13 protein-coding genes and 1 riboswitch are annotated in these 19209 nt (G+C 44.1%); all 13 genes read right to left on the bottom strand.

Features of this window, described 5'->3' with window-relative positions; all coding sequences use genetic code 11:
- Positions 1 to 69: 69 nt before the first annotated feature.
- Positions 70 to 1008 (bottom strand): cysteine synthase A, encoded by a 939-nt coding sequence (gene cysK, locus NST85_RS00355; protein WP_341188235.1) that lies wholly within the window; start codon positions 1006 to 1008, stop codon positions 70 to 72.
- Between the two features lie 241 nt (positions 1009 to 1249).
- Positions 1250 to 2158 carry an Hsp33 family molecular chaperone HslO gene (gene hslO, locus NST85_RS00350; protein ID WP_127194209.1) on the bottom strand — a complete coding sequence of 303 codons (909 nt, stop codon included), beginning with the start codon at positions 2156 to 2158 and terminating at the stop codon, positions 1250 to 1252.
- A gap of 405 nt (positions 2159 to 2563) precedes the next feature.
- On the bottom strand, positions 2564 to 3331 hold the full coding sequence (locus NST85_RS00345) for a type III pantothenate kinase (RefSeq protein WP_127194258.1): 768 nt from the start codon (positions 3329 to 3331) through the stop codon (positions 2564 to 2566).
- Positions 3332 to 3339: 8 nt separating this feature from the next.
- Positions 3340 to 4206 carry a carboxylating nicotinate-nucleotide diphosphorylase gene (nadC, locus tag NST85_RS00340; RefSeq protein WP_127194210.1) on the bottom strand — a complete coding sequence of 289 codons (867 nt, stop codon included), beginning with the start codon at positions 4204 to 4206 and terminating at the stop codon, positions 3340 to 3342.
- On the bottom strand, positions 4196 to 5812 hold the full coding sequence (gene nadB, locus NST85_RS00335; protein ID WP_127194211.1) for an L-aspartate oxidase: 1617 nt from the start codon (positions 5810 to 5812) through the stop codon (positions 4196 to 4198). The genes nadC and nadB overlap by 11 nt, the downstream gene beginning before the upstream one ends.
- A gap of 36 nt (positions 5813 to 5848) precedes the next feature.
- The gene (gene nadA, locus NST85_RS00330; protein WP_127194212.1) at positions 5849 to 6787 is read right to left on the bottom strand and encodes a quinolinate synthase NadA; all 939 of its coding nucleotides are present in this window, start codon (positions 6785 to 6787) and stop codon (positions 5849 to 5851) included.
- 360 nt (positions 6788 to 7147) lie between these two features.
- On the bottom strand, positions 7148 to 9283 hold the full coding sequence (ftsH, locus tag NST85_RS00325; RefSeq protein WP_127194213.1) for an ATP-dependent zinc metalloprotease FtsH: 2136 nt from the start codon (positions 9281 to 9283) through the stop codon (positions 7148 to 7150).
- 112 nt (positions 9284 to 9395) lie between these two features.
- Positions 9396 to 9935 carry a hypoxanthine phosphoribosyltransferase gene (hpt, locus tag NST85_RS00320; protein WP_127194214.1) on the bottom strand — a complete coding sequence of 180 codons (540 nt, stop codon included), beginning with the start codon at positions 9933 to 9935 and terminating at the stop codon, positions 9396 to 9398.
- A gap of 61 nt (positions 9936 to 9996) precedes the next feature.
- Positions 9997 to 11442, bottom strand: coding sequence for a tRNA lysidine(34) synthetase TilS (gene tilS / locus NST85_RS00315; protein ID WP_341188234.1), 1446 nt, complete (start codon positions 11440 to 11442; stop codon positions 9997 to 9999).
- 44 nt (positions 11443 to 11486) lie between these two features.
- The gene (locus NST85_RS00310; RefSeq protein WP_127194216.1) at positions 11487 to 12449 is read right to left on the bottom strand and encodes a serine/threonine protein kinase; all 963 of its coding nucleotides are present in this window, start codon (positions 12447 to 12449) and stop codon (positions 11487 to 11489) included.
- Positions 12412 to 13158, bottom strand: coding sequence for a hypothetical protein (locus tag NST85_RS00305; protein ID WP_341191053.1), 747 nt, complete (start codon positions 13156 to 13158; stop codon positions 12412 to 12414). The genes NST85_RS00310 and NST85_RS00305 overlap by 38 nt, the downstream gene beginning before the upstream one ends.
- A 204-nt stretch (positions 13159 to 13362) precedes the next feature.
- Positions 13363 to 17076, bottom strand: coding sequence for a non-ribosomal peptide synthetase family protein (locus tag NST85_RS00300; RefSeq protein ID WP_341188233.1), 3714 nt, complete (start codon positions 17074 to 17076; stop codon positions 13363 to 13365).
- 32 nt (positions 17077 to 17108) lie between these two features.
- Entirely contained in the window at positions 17109 to 18872 is a 1764-nt protein-coding gene (locus NST85_RS00295; protein WP_341188232.1) for a methyl-accepting chemotaxis protein, read from the bottom strand.
- Positions 18873 to 19043: 171 nt separating this feature from the next.
- A riboswitch (cyclic di-GMP riboswitch) is annotated at positions 19044 to 19135 on the bottom strand.
- Positions 19136 to 19209 lie beyond the last annotated feature (74 nt).

Here is a 19209-nt window from a genome sequence, read left to right as displayed (position 1 = left end):
CACCCATTTAAGGGTAACCATGAGGGTTGATAAATGATCCTTACGCGAGGATCATGTGTCTTAATGAAATTAAGCTTCGAAGTTGTACAACGGAGTGCTGAGGTAACGCTCACCATTACTTGGAATAATAACAACTACACGTTTACCTTTACCTAGTTCCTTCGCAACTTTCAGTGCAGCACGCACAGCAGCTCCTGAAGAAATACCGGATAGAATACCTTCTTCTTTGGTTACAATACGAGCCTGTTCGAAAGCTTCATCGTTCTCAATATGAATGATCTCATCATAGATTTCACGATTCAAAATTGCCGGAATAAAGTTTGCACCTAGACCTTGGATTTTGTGTGGTCCCGGCTTGCCGCCCGCTAGAATAGGGGAACCAGCTGGTTCAACAGCATAAATCTTAACATCAGGGAAACGTTTCTTCAGTACTTCACCAGCACCAGAAATAGTTCCACCTGTACCGATTCCTGCCACGAAAGCGTCTAATTGGCCATCCAAAGACTCAATAGCTTCAACGATTTCCGGTCCAGTTGTTTCACGGTGGATCTTAACATTGGCTTGATTCCCGAATTGATCCGCGAAGAAATATTCTGGGTTTTCAGCCAAAATCTCTTGAGATTTCTTTACTGCTCCGTTCATACCTTCTGAACCAGGTGTCAGTACTAATTCAGCACCATAAGCACGTAGCAAGTTGCGACGTTCGATACTCATTGTTTCTGGCATTACGATAATTGCTTTATAACCCTTTGCAGCGGCTACCAAAGCAAGTCCAATTCCTGTGTTACCACTAGTTGCTTCAACAATTGTGCCGCCCGGCTTAAGTTGGCCAGCCTTTTCCGCTTCTTCAACAATGCTGATTGCAATACGGTCTTTCACACTGGATCCTGGGTTTTGGTATTCTAACTTCACATAGATTTCTGCGCTGTCTTCTGGAACGATTCGATTCAGACGAACTAACGGAGTACCACCAATAAGATCAGTTACACTATTAACGACTTTTGCCATCTAAAAGCCCTCCCTTTGGGAAATATAGTAATTTAATATAAGAACGATTCTTCTAGTTGTAAAAATAAAAGCGAATATATATCACTTTCATTTATTTCCGAGTGGATAAGTTGGTTTTGATATCATTATCTTAACAACACCGATCGGAGTTGTCAATAAGTGCCTAAAAAAATTACCTGCCTTCAATATCAGCCTATGCTATAAGGAACAATTGAAGTCCAAAGGGAGGGGGTAATTCATATTAGTGGGTATCTAAGTTCGACTTCTCTGTCTGCGAAATAAGCGTCTGTACTTCCTCTACGCTAAATGTATATGCTTCATTACAAAAATCACACACAACTTCGGTCTCTTCTCCAGCCTCATTCAGATCAACTAACTCATCCTTACCTAAACTGATCAGTGTCCGCTCAACTCGCTCCCGAGAGCAGTTACAGGTGAACTTAATATCCATCTCCTCCAACACCTTTATATCAGGCAGTAACCAGCTAAGCATCTCCTCAAGATCGAGGCCTTGATCCAATAGCGATGTAACCGGAGGCATTTGTCCTACAGCATGTTCAATAGCATTGATCTCACTGTCACTCAATCCTGGAAGCAGCTGTATGATGAATCCACCTGCTACAATGACAGAAGAATCAACATCCACCAGCACTCCTAGTCCAACTGCAGAAGGTGTTTGCTCCGATATAGCAAAATAATATGTGAAGTCCTCTCCAAGTTCGCCGGAGATAATAGGTACACTTCCCCGATAAGGCTCTTTCAGACCTAAATCCTTGGTCACATGAATGAAGCCCGTCGTACCAACAGCACCTGCTACATCTAATTTCCCTTTACTGTTACTTGGAAGATGAACATGCGGCTCCTTTACATAACCCCGGACTTCTCCCTTGGCATTCGCATCCGCGACGATACTTCCGATCGGGCCATCACCTTTCACTTGGATCGTAAGTTTCTCGTTACCTTTCAACATAGCGCCCATCATAGCCGCTGCTGTTACTGTACGTCCTAGTGCAGCTGTTGTTGTAGGAAAGGTGTCATGACGACGACGTAGTTCCTCCACAAGTTGTGTAGTTCGTACCGCAAATGCGCGTACTTTACCATCCATTGCAGTACCGCGGATTAGGCGGTCCTTTTCTATTTGTTTGTTCATATAATGTCCTCCTTAAGTTTTCTCTTGCTCTCATCACAGTGTTCTTATCTTATCCAAATCGCCCTCTAACCCCGCTTAGGTAACGGGTAAATAACATAGGCGCTCCCGCTTCTGTGCCTTTCGGAGATGCGCATGGGTTTGTTTAGAACACTTTATCCTTGCGGGTATGTCTTACTTTAGGCTCTCCCGAGTTACCTGTCAAATCGCTCGTACTTCTTGACGTTTCAAGCAACAAAGAGCGCCATAGCCGCTTGTACCCTTCGGGTACGCTCTGCTTCTGGCGCTCTTACAAAAGAATAGTGCTGTGGTAGGCGCTATTGTGGCTGCATTGTATTACAACATTTGGATGATTAGATATTCTCCCCTTGGGAAAAGTTCACCTCGTTGTAAAAGCAAAAATAGTTCCTATTGCTGGTTCCGCTCATAGATGATGCGGAGGCCCTCAAGTGTCAGACGCGGGTCAACCTCTTGGATGGAACGTGTCTCGCTCGCGATCAATTCAGCAAGACCGCCGGTTGCGATCACTTTAGGCTGAGCGTTCATCTCAACGGCGATCCGTTCAACAATCCCATCAACCTGACCGGCATAGCCAAAAATAATTCCTGCCTGCATCGCTGTAACGGTATTCCGCCCAATCACTTTCTTCGGCTTCTCGAGTTCGATCCGCGGCAGCTTAGATGCTCGCAAATAAAGTGCCTCTGTAGAAATACCGATACCCGGTACAATTGCGCCGCCGAGATAATTACCTTCCGCGTCAACACAATCAAATGTCGTTGCGGTACCGAAATCGACGACGACTAACGGACCACCGTACTTTTCAATCGCAGCAACAGCGTTAACGATACGGTCTGCTCCTACTTCTTTCGGGTTCTCATACCGTAGGTTTAGTCCAGTCTTTATGCCAGGACCAACAACCATCGGCTTTTTCTTCATATATTTTTCACAGAGTTCCTCAAGTACATGCATGAGTGGAGGCACAACCGAAGAAATAATGACCCCTTCGATTTCTTCTACATTAATTTTAGACATTTGAAATAAATTGTAAATCATAACACCATATTCATCCACCGTTGACTGCCGGTTCGTCGCAAGTCGGAAATGATGAAGCAACTCACGGTTCCTATAGATTCCAAGCACGATATTTGAGTTACCTACATCTATCACAAGGAACATTGGTTTTTTCACCCTTCCTTCTTCTCATTGATGTCCAGGCTAATGTCCAAGCAATCAAAGGAATATGTCAACCGTCCCACGGAGATCACATCTACACCACTCTCAGCAATTGCACGAATAGTAAGTAGTGAGACATTACCAGAAGCTTCAACAGTTACATGAGGGGCTTTAGCTTTAATCCGGCGTACTGCTTCTTTCATCAGATCAGGTGCCATATTGTCCAACATAATAATATCGGCCCCTGCAGCCAGAGCTTCTTCAACCTGCTCTAAGCTCTCCGTCTCTACTTCAATCGTCATCGTATGTGGGATGTTAGCACGGGCACGACTAACAGCGCCAGCAATTCCGCCTGCACCTTTGATATGATTATCCTTAATCATTACGGCATCATACAATCCGAAACGATGGTTGGCACCACCACCCGTACGAACAGCATACTTCTCCAGCATACGATGTCCTGGCGTGGTTTTCCTTGTGTCGACCAATCGAACCGGTAAACCTCCGATCGCATTCACATACTGGCTTGTCCGTGTAGCAATACCTGATAGACGTTGCAACAGATTTAAAGCCAATCGCTCACCTGTCAAAATACTATGCGTACTTCCTTCTACCTCTGCTAACACCGTTCCCTTAGTCACAAATTGACCATCTTGAACACATGCGGTAAATGAAAGCGCTGGGTCTACGACCTCAAACACCAATTCTGAAACTGGCATCCCGGCGATAATTCCATCTTCCTTGGCATGGATGATTCCCTTAGACTGATGCCCAGCGGGCACGGTCACACGAGTTGTGACATCTCCAGATCCAACATCTTCCTTTAGCCAACCGGTAATCGATTCAATTAACTCTGCGTTATATCCGTTAAACATCATCACTAATTTCCTCCGACATTCCTTTTTCGCGATGCTGTAAAATATGTTTGCGCCACTCTATATCATTTCGTTCTGGATAATCTTCGCGGTAATGTCCGCCCCGACTCTCTTCACGCGCAAGTGCTGCTTCCGCTAGTAACAAAGCGCTAGTAAGCATATTAGCAAATTCCAACTGTTCTCGTGTATGTAGTACGGTATCAAAAATCGGCAGTTGTCGTTTTAGATCCTGTAATCCTTTCAGCAGTCCTTCACCCGTCCGACGTAGCCCCACTTGACGAACCATAATTCTTTGGAGCTTCATACGTAGCTCAACAATCGGTGTGATTGCCTTCTCTTCGCGATTAGCCTTGTAGGAAATACCTTTCCCTGTTTTTTCTAAACGATCCAACTGGGAAATGCGATCAATAATTCTCCGTCCAAACACAAGGGCTTCCGACAGTGAGTTACTAGCTAAGCGGTTTGCTCCATGAACCCCTGTGGACGATACTTCTCCACAAGCGAATAAGCGATTCACACTAGTTTCCCCATGATGACTCGTCTTGACGCCCCCCATCATATAATGCGCAGCGGGTGCAACGGGAATCCAGTCTGTAGTCATATCGAGTCCGTATCCAATACAAGTTTCATAAATCGTTGGGAAACGATGTTTGATCGTTTCGGGTGCTTCATGCGTAATATCTAAATAGACTAGGCTTGACCCTGTCTCTTCCATCTCGCTAACAATAGCTCTTGCCACGATATCCCGAGGCGCAAGTTCCAATAGTTCATGATATTTCTCCATAAATCGCTCACCTTTAATATTACGGAGAACAGCACCTTCGCCACGTACAGCCTCGGAGATCAAAAATCTCGGCGCTCCAGGATAACATAATGAGGTCGGGTGAAATTGGATAAATTCCATATCTCGAATCAACGCTCCTGCGCGATAGGCCATAGCGATACCATCGCTTGTCGCCACTTCTGGATTCGTCGTGTAACGATATAACTGACCCGCGCCACCCGAACACAGAATCGTCGCACTCCCGCGAAGAAATACCTTCTTCCCATCTGGGTGCTGGACTAAAGCCCCTAAGCATTCATTCTCCTCTGTAATTAAATCAATTACAAAATGGTTATCCCATACTTCGATGTTCGAATGCGTGGTGACTTGCTCCGCCAATGCACGTACAATTTCATAGCCGGTTGCATCACCATTAGCGTGTAATATACGACGATGACTATGTGCACCTTCTTGAGTAAGCGCTAATTCTCCATTCTCCAAATCAAAGGAAGTACCGAGCTTAATTAACTCCTGCACACCTCCAGGGCCTTCATTAACTAGAATATCCACGGAATCTGAGGAACATAATCCCGCTCCAGCAAGCAGTGTATCTTGCCGATGATACTGAGGTGAATCCTCTTCAGAGATAACGGCGGCGATTCCTCCCTGGGCATATCTCGTATTACTTTCAAGCAGCGATTTCTTAGTAATCATAATGACACGGCGATCTTCACTCGCTTTAATTGCTGTGAATAGACCCGCGATGCCAGATCCAATCACAATAACGTCCGTATCGATTACTGTCAGTTCATTAACATCAAAATCAACCAAGTATTGTGGAATCAATTACGTCACCTATCTTGAACAAGAGAGTAGCGCATACTACTTTACTTGTAGCATGCGCTCTAGGGAGGTTCTAGCTTGATCGGCAATGGCAGGAGGCACATAAATCTGTGGTTGCATTGTCTCCAGACATTTGACTAGCTTCTTCAAATTATTTACTTTCATGTTAGGGCAGACAAGGAATTTTGTCGCAAAGTGGAACTCTTTATCTGGGCTGTCCAACCGTAACTGATATCCCGTACCGTCTTCTGTCCCAACAATGAACTTTTTATTTGTGGAATTTTTACAATAGTCAAGGATTGCTGTCGTGCTTCCAACAAAATCACCCATTGCTACTACTTCTGGGCGACATTCAGGATGTACTACAAACTCCGCACCTGGGTGAAGCGCACGCATCTCTATTACGTCCTTTATGGTCAACATATCATGGGTGTTACAATACCCTTCCCAGATGATTAGCTTCTTGTCTGTATGCTGCTGAACATAATGACCCAAATTTTTGTCTGGTACCCAAATAATTTCGTCAGCATCGACTGAATTAATCACTTTAACCGCATTGGAAGATGTACAGCAAATATCTGTTTCTGCTTTGATCTCTGCTGAAGAGTTAATGTACGTTACAACTTTAGCATTAGGGTGTTTAGCTTTCATTTTACGCAAACCGTCTACATTGACCATATCGGCCATTGGACAACCTGCACGTTCATCGGGAATGAGTACAGTCTTATTAGGAGCCAAAATTTTGGCGCTTTCCCCCATAAAATGAACCCCGCAGAAAACTATGACTTCCGCATCCGTTGAAGCCGCTTTCTGGGCAAGCAAAAACGAATCGCCTCTGAAATCGGCGACCTCCTGAATTTCATCACGCTGATAATAATGCGCTAGAATAATAGCGTTACGTTCCTTCTTCAACGTAATCAGTCTCTCCCGCAGCTCGCGGTTCATCTCAGCCTTCCGTTCCTGTGCTTGAGCTTCCACCTATTAGCCTCCCCCTTGATGCTTTGCGGTTCACTGCCGCAGACTCTCTCTATCATACATCTTATTAATGCTATTCATTGAATACGCCTAAAATCGATAAGAAAGTATAAAATTTCACGATGCTAGGCAGCGAACGCTAAAGTTTATTTGTTTCGGAGCTCCACTCTAATTTCCAGCGTAATCCTCCATATACTAAATAATTACTTTGCGGTGTTTAACAACTAATTTACACAAGCAAAGTTGCGCTGTCAATCTGCTAAAATAATAAATACAACAAAAGCCCGGAGAAACATAAAACTGTTTCCCGGGCTTAATGAATTGTTCTACATTCTTACATGTGAGAAGCAGGTAAAGATAAAATTAAACGGTTGGTGTGTTACCACCATTTCCTGGACCTTTATCAGAATCATCATGATCCGGTTTCTCCGGTGCATCATTAACGCTATCCGCAGGTTCATCCACCGTTGGTTCGCTAATGATATCATTTGGAGTTGGAGCTGGCTCATCATTAGGAATATCACCAAGTGGTGCTAACGATCCCGACTCCTCTGTTTTTCCTTGAATACGAACGCGAACATCACCAACATTATCAATGACAGGCTCACCAGTTACAGTTGAACCGCCATCTCCTTCATCGTTAGTCGCGACCGCATCAGGCAATTTACCCGTCTCAATAAGCGATTTGATTTGATCCAATTCTAATGTCTCAACCTCAAGCAACGTTTGTGCAATAAGGTGAAGCTCTTTAGAATGCTCAGTCAAAAGCTGCTTACAACGTTCATACGAACTGCTAATGAAATGCTGCATTTCTTGATCGATCTCATAAGCAATTTGATCACTATAGTTCTGCTCATGTCCGATATCACGACCCAAGAATACTTGCCCTTGAGAGGATCCAAACTGCATCGGACCAAGCTTATCACTCATACCATATTGCATAATCATGCTACGTACAATGCTTGTTGCTTGTTGGAAGTCACTGTATGCACCTGTACCAATTTCACCGATGAACAATTCTTCGGCAACCCGGCCACCAAGTAATCCAGTCACTCTGTCGAGCAATTCTTGTTTGGTCGCTAGCATACGATCTTCTTTCGGCATCATAATAACATATCCGCCAGCGCGACCGCGTGGAATAATCGTTACTTTATGAACCATATCAGCATGCTCTAGGAAATATCCAACAATCGTATGACCCGCTTCATGATAAGCAACGATCCGTTTCTCACGATCACTGATCACGCGACTGCGTTTCTCAGTACCGACAATAACGCGGTCAATTGCTTCATCCACTTCACGCATCGAAATATCTTTACGATTACGACGTGCCGCCAAGAGAGCTGCCTCATTTAGCAAATTCTCTAGATCAGCGCCCGTGAAACCAGTGGTACGTTTAGCGACAACATCCAGCTTCACGTCATTGGTTAACGGCTTGTTACGCGCATGTACTTTAAGTACTGACTCACGGCCTTTCACATCTGGGCGGTCAACCGTAATTTGACGGTCAAAACGTCCTGGACGTAGCAATGCCGGGTCAAGAATATCTGCACGGTTTGTTGCAGCGATCATAATAATACCATCGTTACCTGCGAAACCGTCCATTTCTACGAGCAATTGGTTAAGTGTTTGTTCACGCTCATCATGTCCACCACCGAGTCCAGCACCGCGCTGACGACCTACGGCATCGATCTCATCGATAAAGATGATACATGGGGAGTTCTTCTTCGCATTCTCGAACAAATCCCGTACACGGGATGCACCGACACCGACGAACATTTCGACGAAGTCAGAACCTGAAATACTGAAGAATGGTACACCAGCTTCACCCGCAACTGCACGAGCTAGCAACGTTTTACCTGTACCTGGAGGGCCAACAAGTAGCACCCCTTTTGGAATCCGTGCGCCAACGGCAGTGAACTTCCGTGGATCTTTCAAGAACTCAACAACCTCAACAAGTTCTTGTTTCTCCTCATCAGCTCCGGCTACATCCTCAAAAGTAACCTTCTTCTTCTCTTCACTATAAAGACGAGCTTTACTCTTACCGAAGTTCATGACCTTGCCGCCGCCACCCTGCGCCTGATTAAACAGGAAGAAGAACAGAATGAACATAATGGCTAATGGTACGATCGATGTTAGGAAGGTGAGCCAAATACTCTCGCCTTGCATCTTCTTCCAAGTCAATTGGAAGTCATTTTGATCGCTGTAGGTTGTTATTTCCTTCAAGACATTCTCGTCAAAAGGAATAAACGTGGCGAAGTTCTTCGTCTTGGTCTTGCCTTCCTCGACGGCTTCCCTATACTTACCGGTTACCTGATAGGCGTAACCGTCAAATTTCCCGGTTAGTTCAGCAACATTGTTATCTTTCAACTGTTGCCGCAATTCATCGTACCTAGGGGTGACGGTTGTTTCTGTTCCACCGTTGAGGAATTGCACGATGCCCACCACGACTAAGAAAAGTATCAAATAAAACCCAGAATTCCGGATGAACCGATTCATCCCCTACCTCCTCTCAAAACCTTAAGTTATTTTAACATAGTCCTTCACGCTTTTACAAAAAACAGAATGTAGAATGAGGTGATATGGGTAACAGGCCCAAAGAGCCCCTAATTCACTTGGTGTATACTTCTGGCTTCAGTACTCCGACATACGGAAGATTGCGGTATCCCTCAGCATAATCCAAACCATAACCAACAACAAATGCGTCAGGTAGGATAAACCCTGCTAAATCAGCTTCCAAATCAATTGTTCGGCCAGATGGCTTATCAAACAAAGTAACGATCTTGACTGATTTTGCATTACGACGTTGCAATACATCTACCAAATAGCTTAGTGTAAGTCCACTATCGATAATATCTTCCACAATCAGAATGTCGCGTCCTTCAATTGAAGTGTCCAAATCCTTGATGATCTTTACTTCTCCGGATGATTTGGTTGAGTTACCGTAGCTAGACACAGCCATAAAATCAAGTTCGATCGGTACTGTAATTTCCTTCACCAAGTCCGCCATAAAAATAAAAGCGCCTTTCAAAATACAAATCACGAGTGGATTACGTCCTTCATATTCCTTACTAAGACGTTGCCCTAGCTCAGCAACTTTCTCCTTGATTTCTTCCTGACTAATTAGAACTTCCTGAATATCATTCTGCAAGTTAGGTAAACCTCCTACGTTATACTATGAATGCCTGAACTTAACCATAACCTGGGTATTGTTACTCGCTACCCGCAACTAAGGTAATCCGCATAACGGAAGACGTATGCTGGGTCACCATGGCAACTGTGGACCTACGAATGCCAGCAATCCACAGAATTCGGCCTTCAGCATCACTCACAATCGGAATCTGAGATCGAAGAGAGGGGGGAATCTTTTCATCAATAAAAATATCCTTCACCTTTTTGCTCCCATCTAGTCCCATAACTCTCATGATGTCTCCCGGCAGCCGGGAACGGACTGTAAGCGGATAGACCAATTGATCCGCATCAAAAACTGCCTCGTCCTTACCCACCTTATTACTCTGCTTAACGATATGTTCTGCCTCGGACCGCATAAATTGCAGTCTATGTCCCGCCCAAGGAATGGGCACTTCAGTGCGAAATGGATCTACACTGTAACTATAACCAGATAAATCACGATCCGCCACATTCGAAACAAACCGGATGATATCGTATTCCCGCAAACAACATAATCCACCACCAAGATCGAGACTCCAAGTCGTGGGCCGGTTCTGAACCGTCCCTTTTCGAATCGCTTCGATCTTAACAAAGTCACTTTCTTCCATGTTAAAAGGCAGATAATCTAATATTAGTTTAATCAACCTCCGTTGTAAAGCGGCATGTAAGGATGCAAACTGTGGAACTTTGAAGGCCAGACCTCCATCAACCTGAGATACTAAATTATCGTAGACATGAACCACCTCTTGTTGCATGTAGTCGTCTTCATCACCTATTACCTCAGCCAGACGATTTAGCGAAGCCACCAACTGTCCATTATATTGCCCCAAAAAAGGTAGCACATCCAAACGCACAGCATTTCGATCATATTTATTCAACAGATTACTGCTATCTGTTACATAAGGAATGTTAGCCGATTGACACGCCCGGACCAGTTCCGTCTTGTATATACGAAGTAAGGGGCGAATAAGTTCCACATTTCTTTCGTGCCTTGTGATCTTCATGCCTGCTAGACCCGTTGGCCCACTCCCACGTAGCAAACGCATCATAACCGTCTCCGCTTGATCATCTGCATGATGAGCTAGGGCGATGGATTTGGCTCCATATTTATCAGCTACACTATGTAGAAATTCATATCTCTTCTCCCGTGCTGCTAGTTGCGTCCCTTTACCTGTCTCCTTCATATAAGCTGGAACGTCGAAACTACCGAGTTCAAATGGGATATCAAGCTTAGCTGCTATCTCTGCAACAAACTCCGCTTCCTTGTCCGATTCCAGCCCGCGGAATCCGTGGTTAACATGAGCACACACGAGGTTCAAGCACATTTCATTATCCCTAGCTAGTTGATTGAGGATATGCAATAAAGCCACAGAATCCGGCCCTCCGGATACTGCGACTATGATGCAATCTCCAGGAGACCATAAATGATATTCCCGAGAGGTGCGGCGAACTTGTTCCACCAAACGGTTCATGCTTGGATCGTTCATATATCCTCCTCTTTCCCTTGGTTGCTTATGTATTCTCCAGATAGTTAGAATCGAAGGGTCAAATAAACTGCGCAGATGAGTAAACTAAGCGATACCACAAATGCTCCTACCATCCACCTAGGTGTCGAACGTCTTATCCTCTTCCGCTGGGTACGCGCCCCCAATGTGAGCTCTTTCCATACAGCACAAGATTCCCTTGTATCACGAAAATCTCCCATGATCGCCCGCTTGAGCCATTCCCGATAAGGAGCAAGCGATGGTTCGCTACCGACGATTGCCAACAAATCAGTATGACTTCGAGTTTGCGGGAGCTGATTAGCTGCCTTCTTTAGAGAATCCTCCGCCAACAGATGTATGCATACGACAGCAAACGAGAACCAATCATACGATGGTTCAGCCGTCCGCCCACCTGCTCCCCAGAATCCACGGTCATACCATTCCGTAAACTGCTTCACGCTTCGTCCCATCCCACTAACGCCGCCAAAATCAATCAATTCGACTTCGCCGTAAGGTGCGACCAATACATTCTCTGGCTTCAAATCACCAAATACCCAACCCGTTTCATGCAAAGACCGCAATTGTTGCAATAAATGTAGTCCGACAACCTGCATCCATTTCCCACCCTGCTGGGCAAGAAAAGTACGAAGAGGTTGACCCTTTACATAGCGCATGACGTAGAAAGGAATCTCTCTTCCCTGAAGTGAATAATCATCCACTTCCACCAAGAAAGAGGGATTCCGTTCGGCCGCCACTCGTCGCTTACCCTGCTGTTGCAGAGCTTTCAGCACGTTGATCTCCGATTGTATGTCAATGGTGTCAAAGCCCATCTTGAGCGCATACAACTTGGCACTCTCCACCTGCTTCACCAAATATACGATTCCATTTGCTCCCTGCCCCAGCAGACGCTGGATGAGGTACCGACCACCATTCCAACGTCCGATGACCATCGTCCCTGGCGGTAAGCTCGATTTATATGACGGAATCACCGAGAACTCCTTCTCTTTCATAAGACTCCTCCGGCCATAGCCCGTGTCCATTTCTATTAAGTGTACCATAACGGAAGAATTCCATCACCTTCAAGATGGCCGGTCCAGTTGGAGTAGCACCTCTCATAGCGAGCCGTTGAAAGATCGATCGTGCCGAGCCTAAGTCTACCGTCCAATCCACATCTAACACTGCGTCTTCACCACTACGATGACCAGGGAAATGGAACACGGCTAACTTACTTTCTCCCTTCCGCGCACCAAGACTCAGCATCATATCTTGTATTGCGTCTTCTACAGCAGCTAACTTTGGTTTCATGCTAGCGCTAACATCGATTAACAAAGCTACCTGCAAAGGGCTTGTCTCTGCCATTTCATCAATGACCTCTACAACTTGAGAACGTTTATCCGGAGGTAAGTCCTCTACGGACTGATCACCTAAAATATGTCTTATCTCTCTATTAACCGCCTGCTGAATAGTCTGAACCACCGTCTTCCGGGTCAGCATCTGCATCGTTTGAGCTAGCTTTTCCGTACCTGATAATTGGCTCATTCCGCCACCAGCTTTAGCAATCTCCGCTATTTCGATGCTTCCCAATTCACCAATCGTACCGTAATCAACAATTCCAACCACATTCACCGTAATTCCATCTTCCCGAGCTAAAGCTGCTGCCATAACCGGACTTTCTCCCACATTAGAGCATCCGTCCGTAATAAGCATGATTTGCTTCATTATCATCCCGCCTTTCATCTTCTTTGTCCGTGACTCTCTCTTCTCTATCATTTCCAGAGATGAACAAATTCAAACCATAGAGAGCCAAAACAAAAGACGGGAATATATAACGGGTAAGATGCAAGACCAAAAAGAACCTGAGGTTTTCCCTCAAGTTCTCTCTGCTCGAACTGGATTAATTGCTCCTACTGAAGATACCCATATTTACGGTTGTTCAAAATAACCAATAGATATAGCATATTGAATCATCCGTGTGAAAAACGAGCGATCCATCTGCTGACATGTAACATTGGATCCTCTCAAATATTCGATCGTTTGCGGGCAAGTATACCTGTAAGGACTATTCTTAGCTCCGTCCCCTTCAAGCTGAGCCATGGCTAGCTCCAATCCACTGGCATCCTTAGGTTGACTACTATCCAACAGCCATGATTCATAATCCCGAATATCCATAAGTTCAATGTAATAGCCATATTCTCTGAAGTTTTCAATCATGTCGACATACGGAACCTGAACAGGATTACATATGTGGAACATTCTGCCCACGGTCCCCTGATGGAGCGCCAAAGAGATAATCGCTTCTCCTGCATAGTCTATCGGCGTGATATCTACCTGCCAGTTAACCCGCGGTGCTTTCTTCAATAGAATCATAGCTTTCAGCATTCTATAAAAAGCATTACTATCAATATTCCGTTGGAATACGCCCGTTTGCGAATGACAAGATAGATTGCCTACTCGATAAACGGTTGCCGCAACACCTTCCATTTCACAAGTACGTACAACCAGCTTTTCTGCTTCTAGCTTGCTGTTCGTATATACACTATCGAGAGAGACCGAATGATCATACGACTCCCTACTCGTGAACTGGTCCCATTGGCCGCTCAAGGCTAATTCTTCTGGAATTCCTACTGTTGAGACAAAATGGAAGCGAGCATTTCGTTTGCCTCTGACCAACCCTAGCAGGGAATATGTACTCTCAACGTTCACCCGATTGAAATACTCTGCCTCACCGAAATGCTTCACTTCAGCTCCGCAATGAATAATAGAATCCACTTTCTGCCGTAGCAATTCAGTGTTAGTCACCGTTAATCCCAAACTGTACTTCTCCAAATCACCCTGAACAACAATGACCTGGTTCTCCAGCTTCTCTATTATTTCTTGGCCAAAATAACTACTCATCACATGGGTAAGACGTTGACGTGGTTCCTCCCCTAAAGACGGACGGACCAAACAGTAAACTACGACATTGTCCTTCCGGTTTAGCAACTCGTATAGAAGTCGTGATCCTAAATACCCCGTAGCCCCAGTTAACAGAATATGCTGCTGGCTGTATTCTGTATCCTTGATGAATGGATTAATAAAGGAGAGTGGATATTCAGATAGATCCCTAATCTCACCATTGTCCTGGTCCATCTCATCTTCAGGAGCCGATTGGTTCAATGCGGTTACTCTCTCTGCCAATTTCTCAATCGTAGGAAATAAGAAGAAGTCGTTTATTTTTAATCTAGGGAACTGTGGTTTTAACTTGACTAATATCTCCAATATTTTTAGAGAATGCCCCCCAATTTCGAAGAAATCATCCTGAATGCCTATATTTGTACGATGAATGGCACTCTCCCAAGCGGTAGCAATTTCTCGTTGCAGATCGTTCTGAGGAGCCATATAATCTGCGTCCTGTTCATCCTCGGTTACCACTTCAAGCAGCGCTAGTTGCTTACGGTCTATTTTGCCGGTAGGGGAAACAGGTAACGACTCCACAACATAAAAATAGCTAGGAACCATGTATACAGGAACCTTGGTCTTCAGGAATTGCACTAGCTCATTCTTCGTTAGGACCTCGCCCGCCTTCGAAGTATAGAATGCGACTAACATTTTATTACCGTCAGCATCTAACTTAGGGATCACAACTGCATCCTTGATGTATTCATGCTTAGCCAGATTATCTTCGATTTCCCCAATCTCGATTCGAAAACCTCTTATTTTTACCTGCAAATCCTTCCGGCCCATGTAGTGAATACCATCCTCTTGCAATTGCACCAAATCCCCAGAACGGTAATATTTCTTACCTGACTCTGGATCAACCGGATCTATTACAAAGGCCTTCTCGGTCAATCCCGGCTGGTTCAAATAGCCTTTAGCCAAACCAACGGAGTGAATCAATAGCTCGCCCATGACGTTCAGCGGACAAGGTTGGTTATGTTCATTTACAATTAGCACTTCGTAGTTAGAGATGGGTTGACCAATACATACGCTCGATGTGTGTTCAGGAACTACATAATCAATGGTATGCGTAGTCGTCACAACCGTAACTTCTGTTGGCCCATAAGCGTTCACGATCACGGGATTGTGATGAAGTTTCTGCTGAAATGTCCGTACGACCTCTCCAGTCAACGCTTCGCCACCAATAACAAAGCTTTTGATTCCCGTATATTTCAACGCATCCTCATCAATGAGATAAGTGGATAATTGATTGAAAAATACAGTTGGCAAAATACCAATTCGTGTTGCTCCCGTATATTGAATAGCTGAAGTGAACATTTCCACCGAAAAACGCTCTTCACCCGTCAGCAAATGTAATCTAGATCCGCTACAAAGGGAACTGAATATATCGTACACGGACGCATCAAAGCTGAATGTAGAATACTGTAGAATGACATCCTGCTCACTGAGTTGCAAATGGTTCACCGTATCCACTGCCAGGTTAATCACCCCAACATGAGGAATTAAGACACCCTTAGGTTTACCCGTAGTGCCAGAAGTATAGATAACATAGGCTACATCATCCCCTGTGACAGATACATTACAAGTATCATCTGAATATACATCAAGACCCGTATCCATACAAAAAATGGCATCGTCTAAATTTCTCCCGGCAAGCAGCGTAGTTAATCGAGTGGTATAGCACTCTTTTGTAATGACAACAGGACAGTCTGTATCGGAAATAATATAGGCGTTCCGATCATCTGGATGCTCGGGATCAAGGGGAATATAAGCTCCCCCAGCCTTCAAAACACCTAGCATAGCAATCACAGCTTCGATACTTCGCTCCATGAATATCGATACAAATCCGCCTTTAACCAATCCCCGCTGTTGTAGCATATGAGCCACTTGATTGGACAAATTATCAAGTTGTCCATATGTGAGCTCTTGCGGGCCGGATGATAAGGCAATACGATCACGGAACCGCCGCACGGTCTCCTCCAGCATAGCAGGAACATTCAAAGCGTCAGGCAATACTGTAGACGTATCATTAAGTTTGTCATACGCATCCTTATCTTCTTCCGTAAGAATAGGAATGCTTGCTATAGCAATGCTGTCATCGACCAGCGAGGTTTGAACAATACATTGATAATGACCTGCGAACTTACGAATCGTACTCTCTTTGAATAAATTTTGATGATAGGAGATATCAATCGTCCATTGACCATCTCCTTTGTTCACATACCAGTTTAAGCAACTAGGTGCGTAGGTTCTGTCTACTCCATATAGGGTCTCTATAATTGGAGAATGTCCTATAATGTGCTCAATTTCACTTAGGGATAGAGGAGTAGAATGTTCTACTTTGAGCTTAGCGGATAGCTGCTGGTACAGCTTTCTAAAGGAAATGTTCCCGTTAATAACCATCCGTACTGGCATCAATTCTCCGTTACTTCTTTTTACTCCAACAATCTGGTCTTCTTCTCCACTCATTCTATAAAGGAATATAACATAGCAGGTTAACATCCATGTCTGCAAATCGAAATGTCCCTCAAAATGACCCATTTGATCTCTGCTAACATCCAGTATAAAAGTCGTTCGCTTAATCTCTGTAACGGATAGATGTTTGGGATAATCAGTGAACATATTCCATCCTGACAAAGGTGGTTTGAACTCATTGATCCAATACTCTTTGGTCTTTTCTGATAACAGTAGGGTATTCATCGGTATTTGCTCCTTAGCTCATCTATGCTGATCTATAATTTCAGTCCGGCAACAAGACTCTCCAGCTTCTCTGAAATTTGATTCATTTGCTGTGCAGAATCTACAATTTTATTGGATGAAGAACGCTGCTCTAAAGCTCGTGTCTTGATTTCATCGGATACAGCCGCATTTCTCTCTGCCAATTGGGCAAGTTGTTTGATCGCTGCTGTAATTTGCTCCGTCTCTGCAACCATCTCTTCCGTTGCCGCAGATACCTCCTGAATTTGACTCGTCACCGCATCTGTAGCCATCAGAATTCCACCAAACAATTCACCCGTCTGTTGTACAATGTTGATGCCGACCTTAACATTCTGCTCACCTTCATTGATTGATTTAACGGCTGTCAGGGTTTCCTGCTGAATGTAATGAACTAAATCTGTAATCTTCTTAGCTGAGTTACCAGACTGTTCCGCAAGCTTCTTCACTTCATTAGCAACAACTGCAAAACCTCGTCCGTCTTCACCTGCTCTAGCCGCTTCAATGCTGGCATTAAGCGATAATAGGTGGGTTTGCGTAGCGATATCTGTAATTACCTGCACAATTTCCTCAATCTCACCAGAACGTTCTTGTAAACGTTCAATGGAAACGACGGAATCCATTACAGATTGATGAATAGAGTTCATCTGGTTCATTACTTTTACGACATTGTCATTACCTTGCTCCGATTGATCTCTCATTTGCAGAGAAGCTTCGGATACGGAGGAAGTGCTTCCAGCGATCGTATTGACCCCTGAAGTGATTTCCTCAAGTGAGGTTACCCCTTCCGAGATGGATTTGCTTTGCTGCGATACCTTCTCAGAGATCTCCTCAATATTTTCGGTAATAGCCAAAGAGTGCCCATGATTTTCTTCCATTGTTGTCGATAGCACTTTAGACTGTTCTGCAGATTGAATGGAAACCGACTTTATCGTTGTTACTAAAGTATTAATATTGGCTACGGTTGAGTTAAACTTCGCATTTACCTGACCAAGCTCATCCTGACTTGTCTTTAACTGCACGCTAAAATCACCCTGGCTAAGTTTATCCAGAGCTTGCATTAAATCCTTAACTGGAGCGAATGTACGTCTGGTAGTCCAGAACTGGAATATCAAAATTAAGATAATGGTTATAATCAGTGCAATTGTAGTATATTTCAACAAATCCTGCTTACCTTTCAAGATCAAACTAGCGTCAATATCCATCCCCATATATGCAAACACCTTGCCCTGCTCATCCTGAAAAGGATAGAACACGGTTAGCCAGGTTCCATAATCATCCTTATAAGGTTTAGTAAAAGTAATCTCTTTGGTCTTAAGTAGTTCCTTTACTCCTTCAATATGAAAATCTACTTGTCCCAGATTATCACCCAAATTCAAGTCTTCTCCAGCAAACATATCCAGAATGGCTGTTGGGAAAGCAATCATCAACGTCTTGTTGCCTTCTACAATCTCTGAGCCAAAGATATATCCTTGGGCAACATTAGGATGTGTCGCTGACAATTCATCAAATATTTCAGTTACTTTCTTCTGGATAGCTGAATTTCTGTCCGTACTAGCCATAGCTTCGGCCGCTTCTGCGGGGGTGATTTTGTTCTTCCAAGCCTCCATGACTAGCTGTGAATCAGATTCCAGTTGATTGGTAAGAACCTCGCCTTGAATATAATAACTAGCTGTAATTAAAATAGCTCCCGTTAAAACAACAGAAAGACTAGCCAGTAGCATGTTCTTAAAAACAATACTTCTGTTAGTCACAATCTTGAATACATTATGTAACTTCATTTTATGTCTCCTCATTCGTATCTTAGTATGAATCTATTTGAATCTATTATGTAGGTCTTGATGGCTAAACCTTCATCACCATACCTATTCCCCCTTCAATGTCTAAACTTCTAATATTCCGAGAACAAAAAAAATGACCCATAGCAAAAAAACACCATAGATCACCAATTTTTGTGCAACTGGCTGACATCTCCCACCAAGGTAGGAAGGAAGTCCCTATAGCTTTGCGTCACTACTTTTCAGTAGTTTTGCCGAAATATTTAATTATTTGAGAATAGATTGAAAAAAATAGTTACAAAAACAAAGATAGTTCTATTTTACTTCATTCCCCTAAACT

The organism is Paenibacillus sp. FSL K6-2524 (assembly GCF_038005525.1).
In the GTDB taxonomy this organism is placed as follows: domain Bacteria; phylum Bacillota; class Bacilli; order Paenibacillales; family Paenibacillaceae; genus Fontibacillus; species Fontibacillus anaericanus.
The sequence above is the reverse complement of the archived record's forward strand: the minus strand, read 5'-3'. Positions and strand labels throughout refer to the sequence as shown.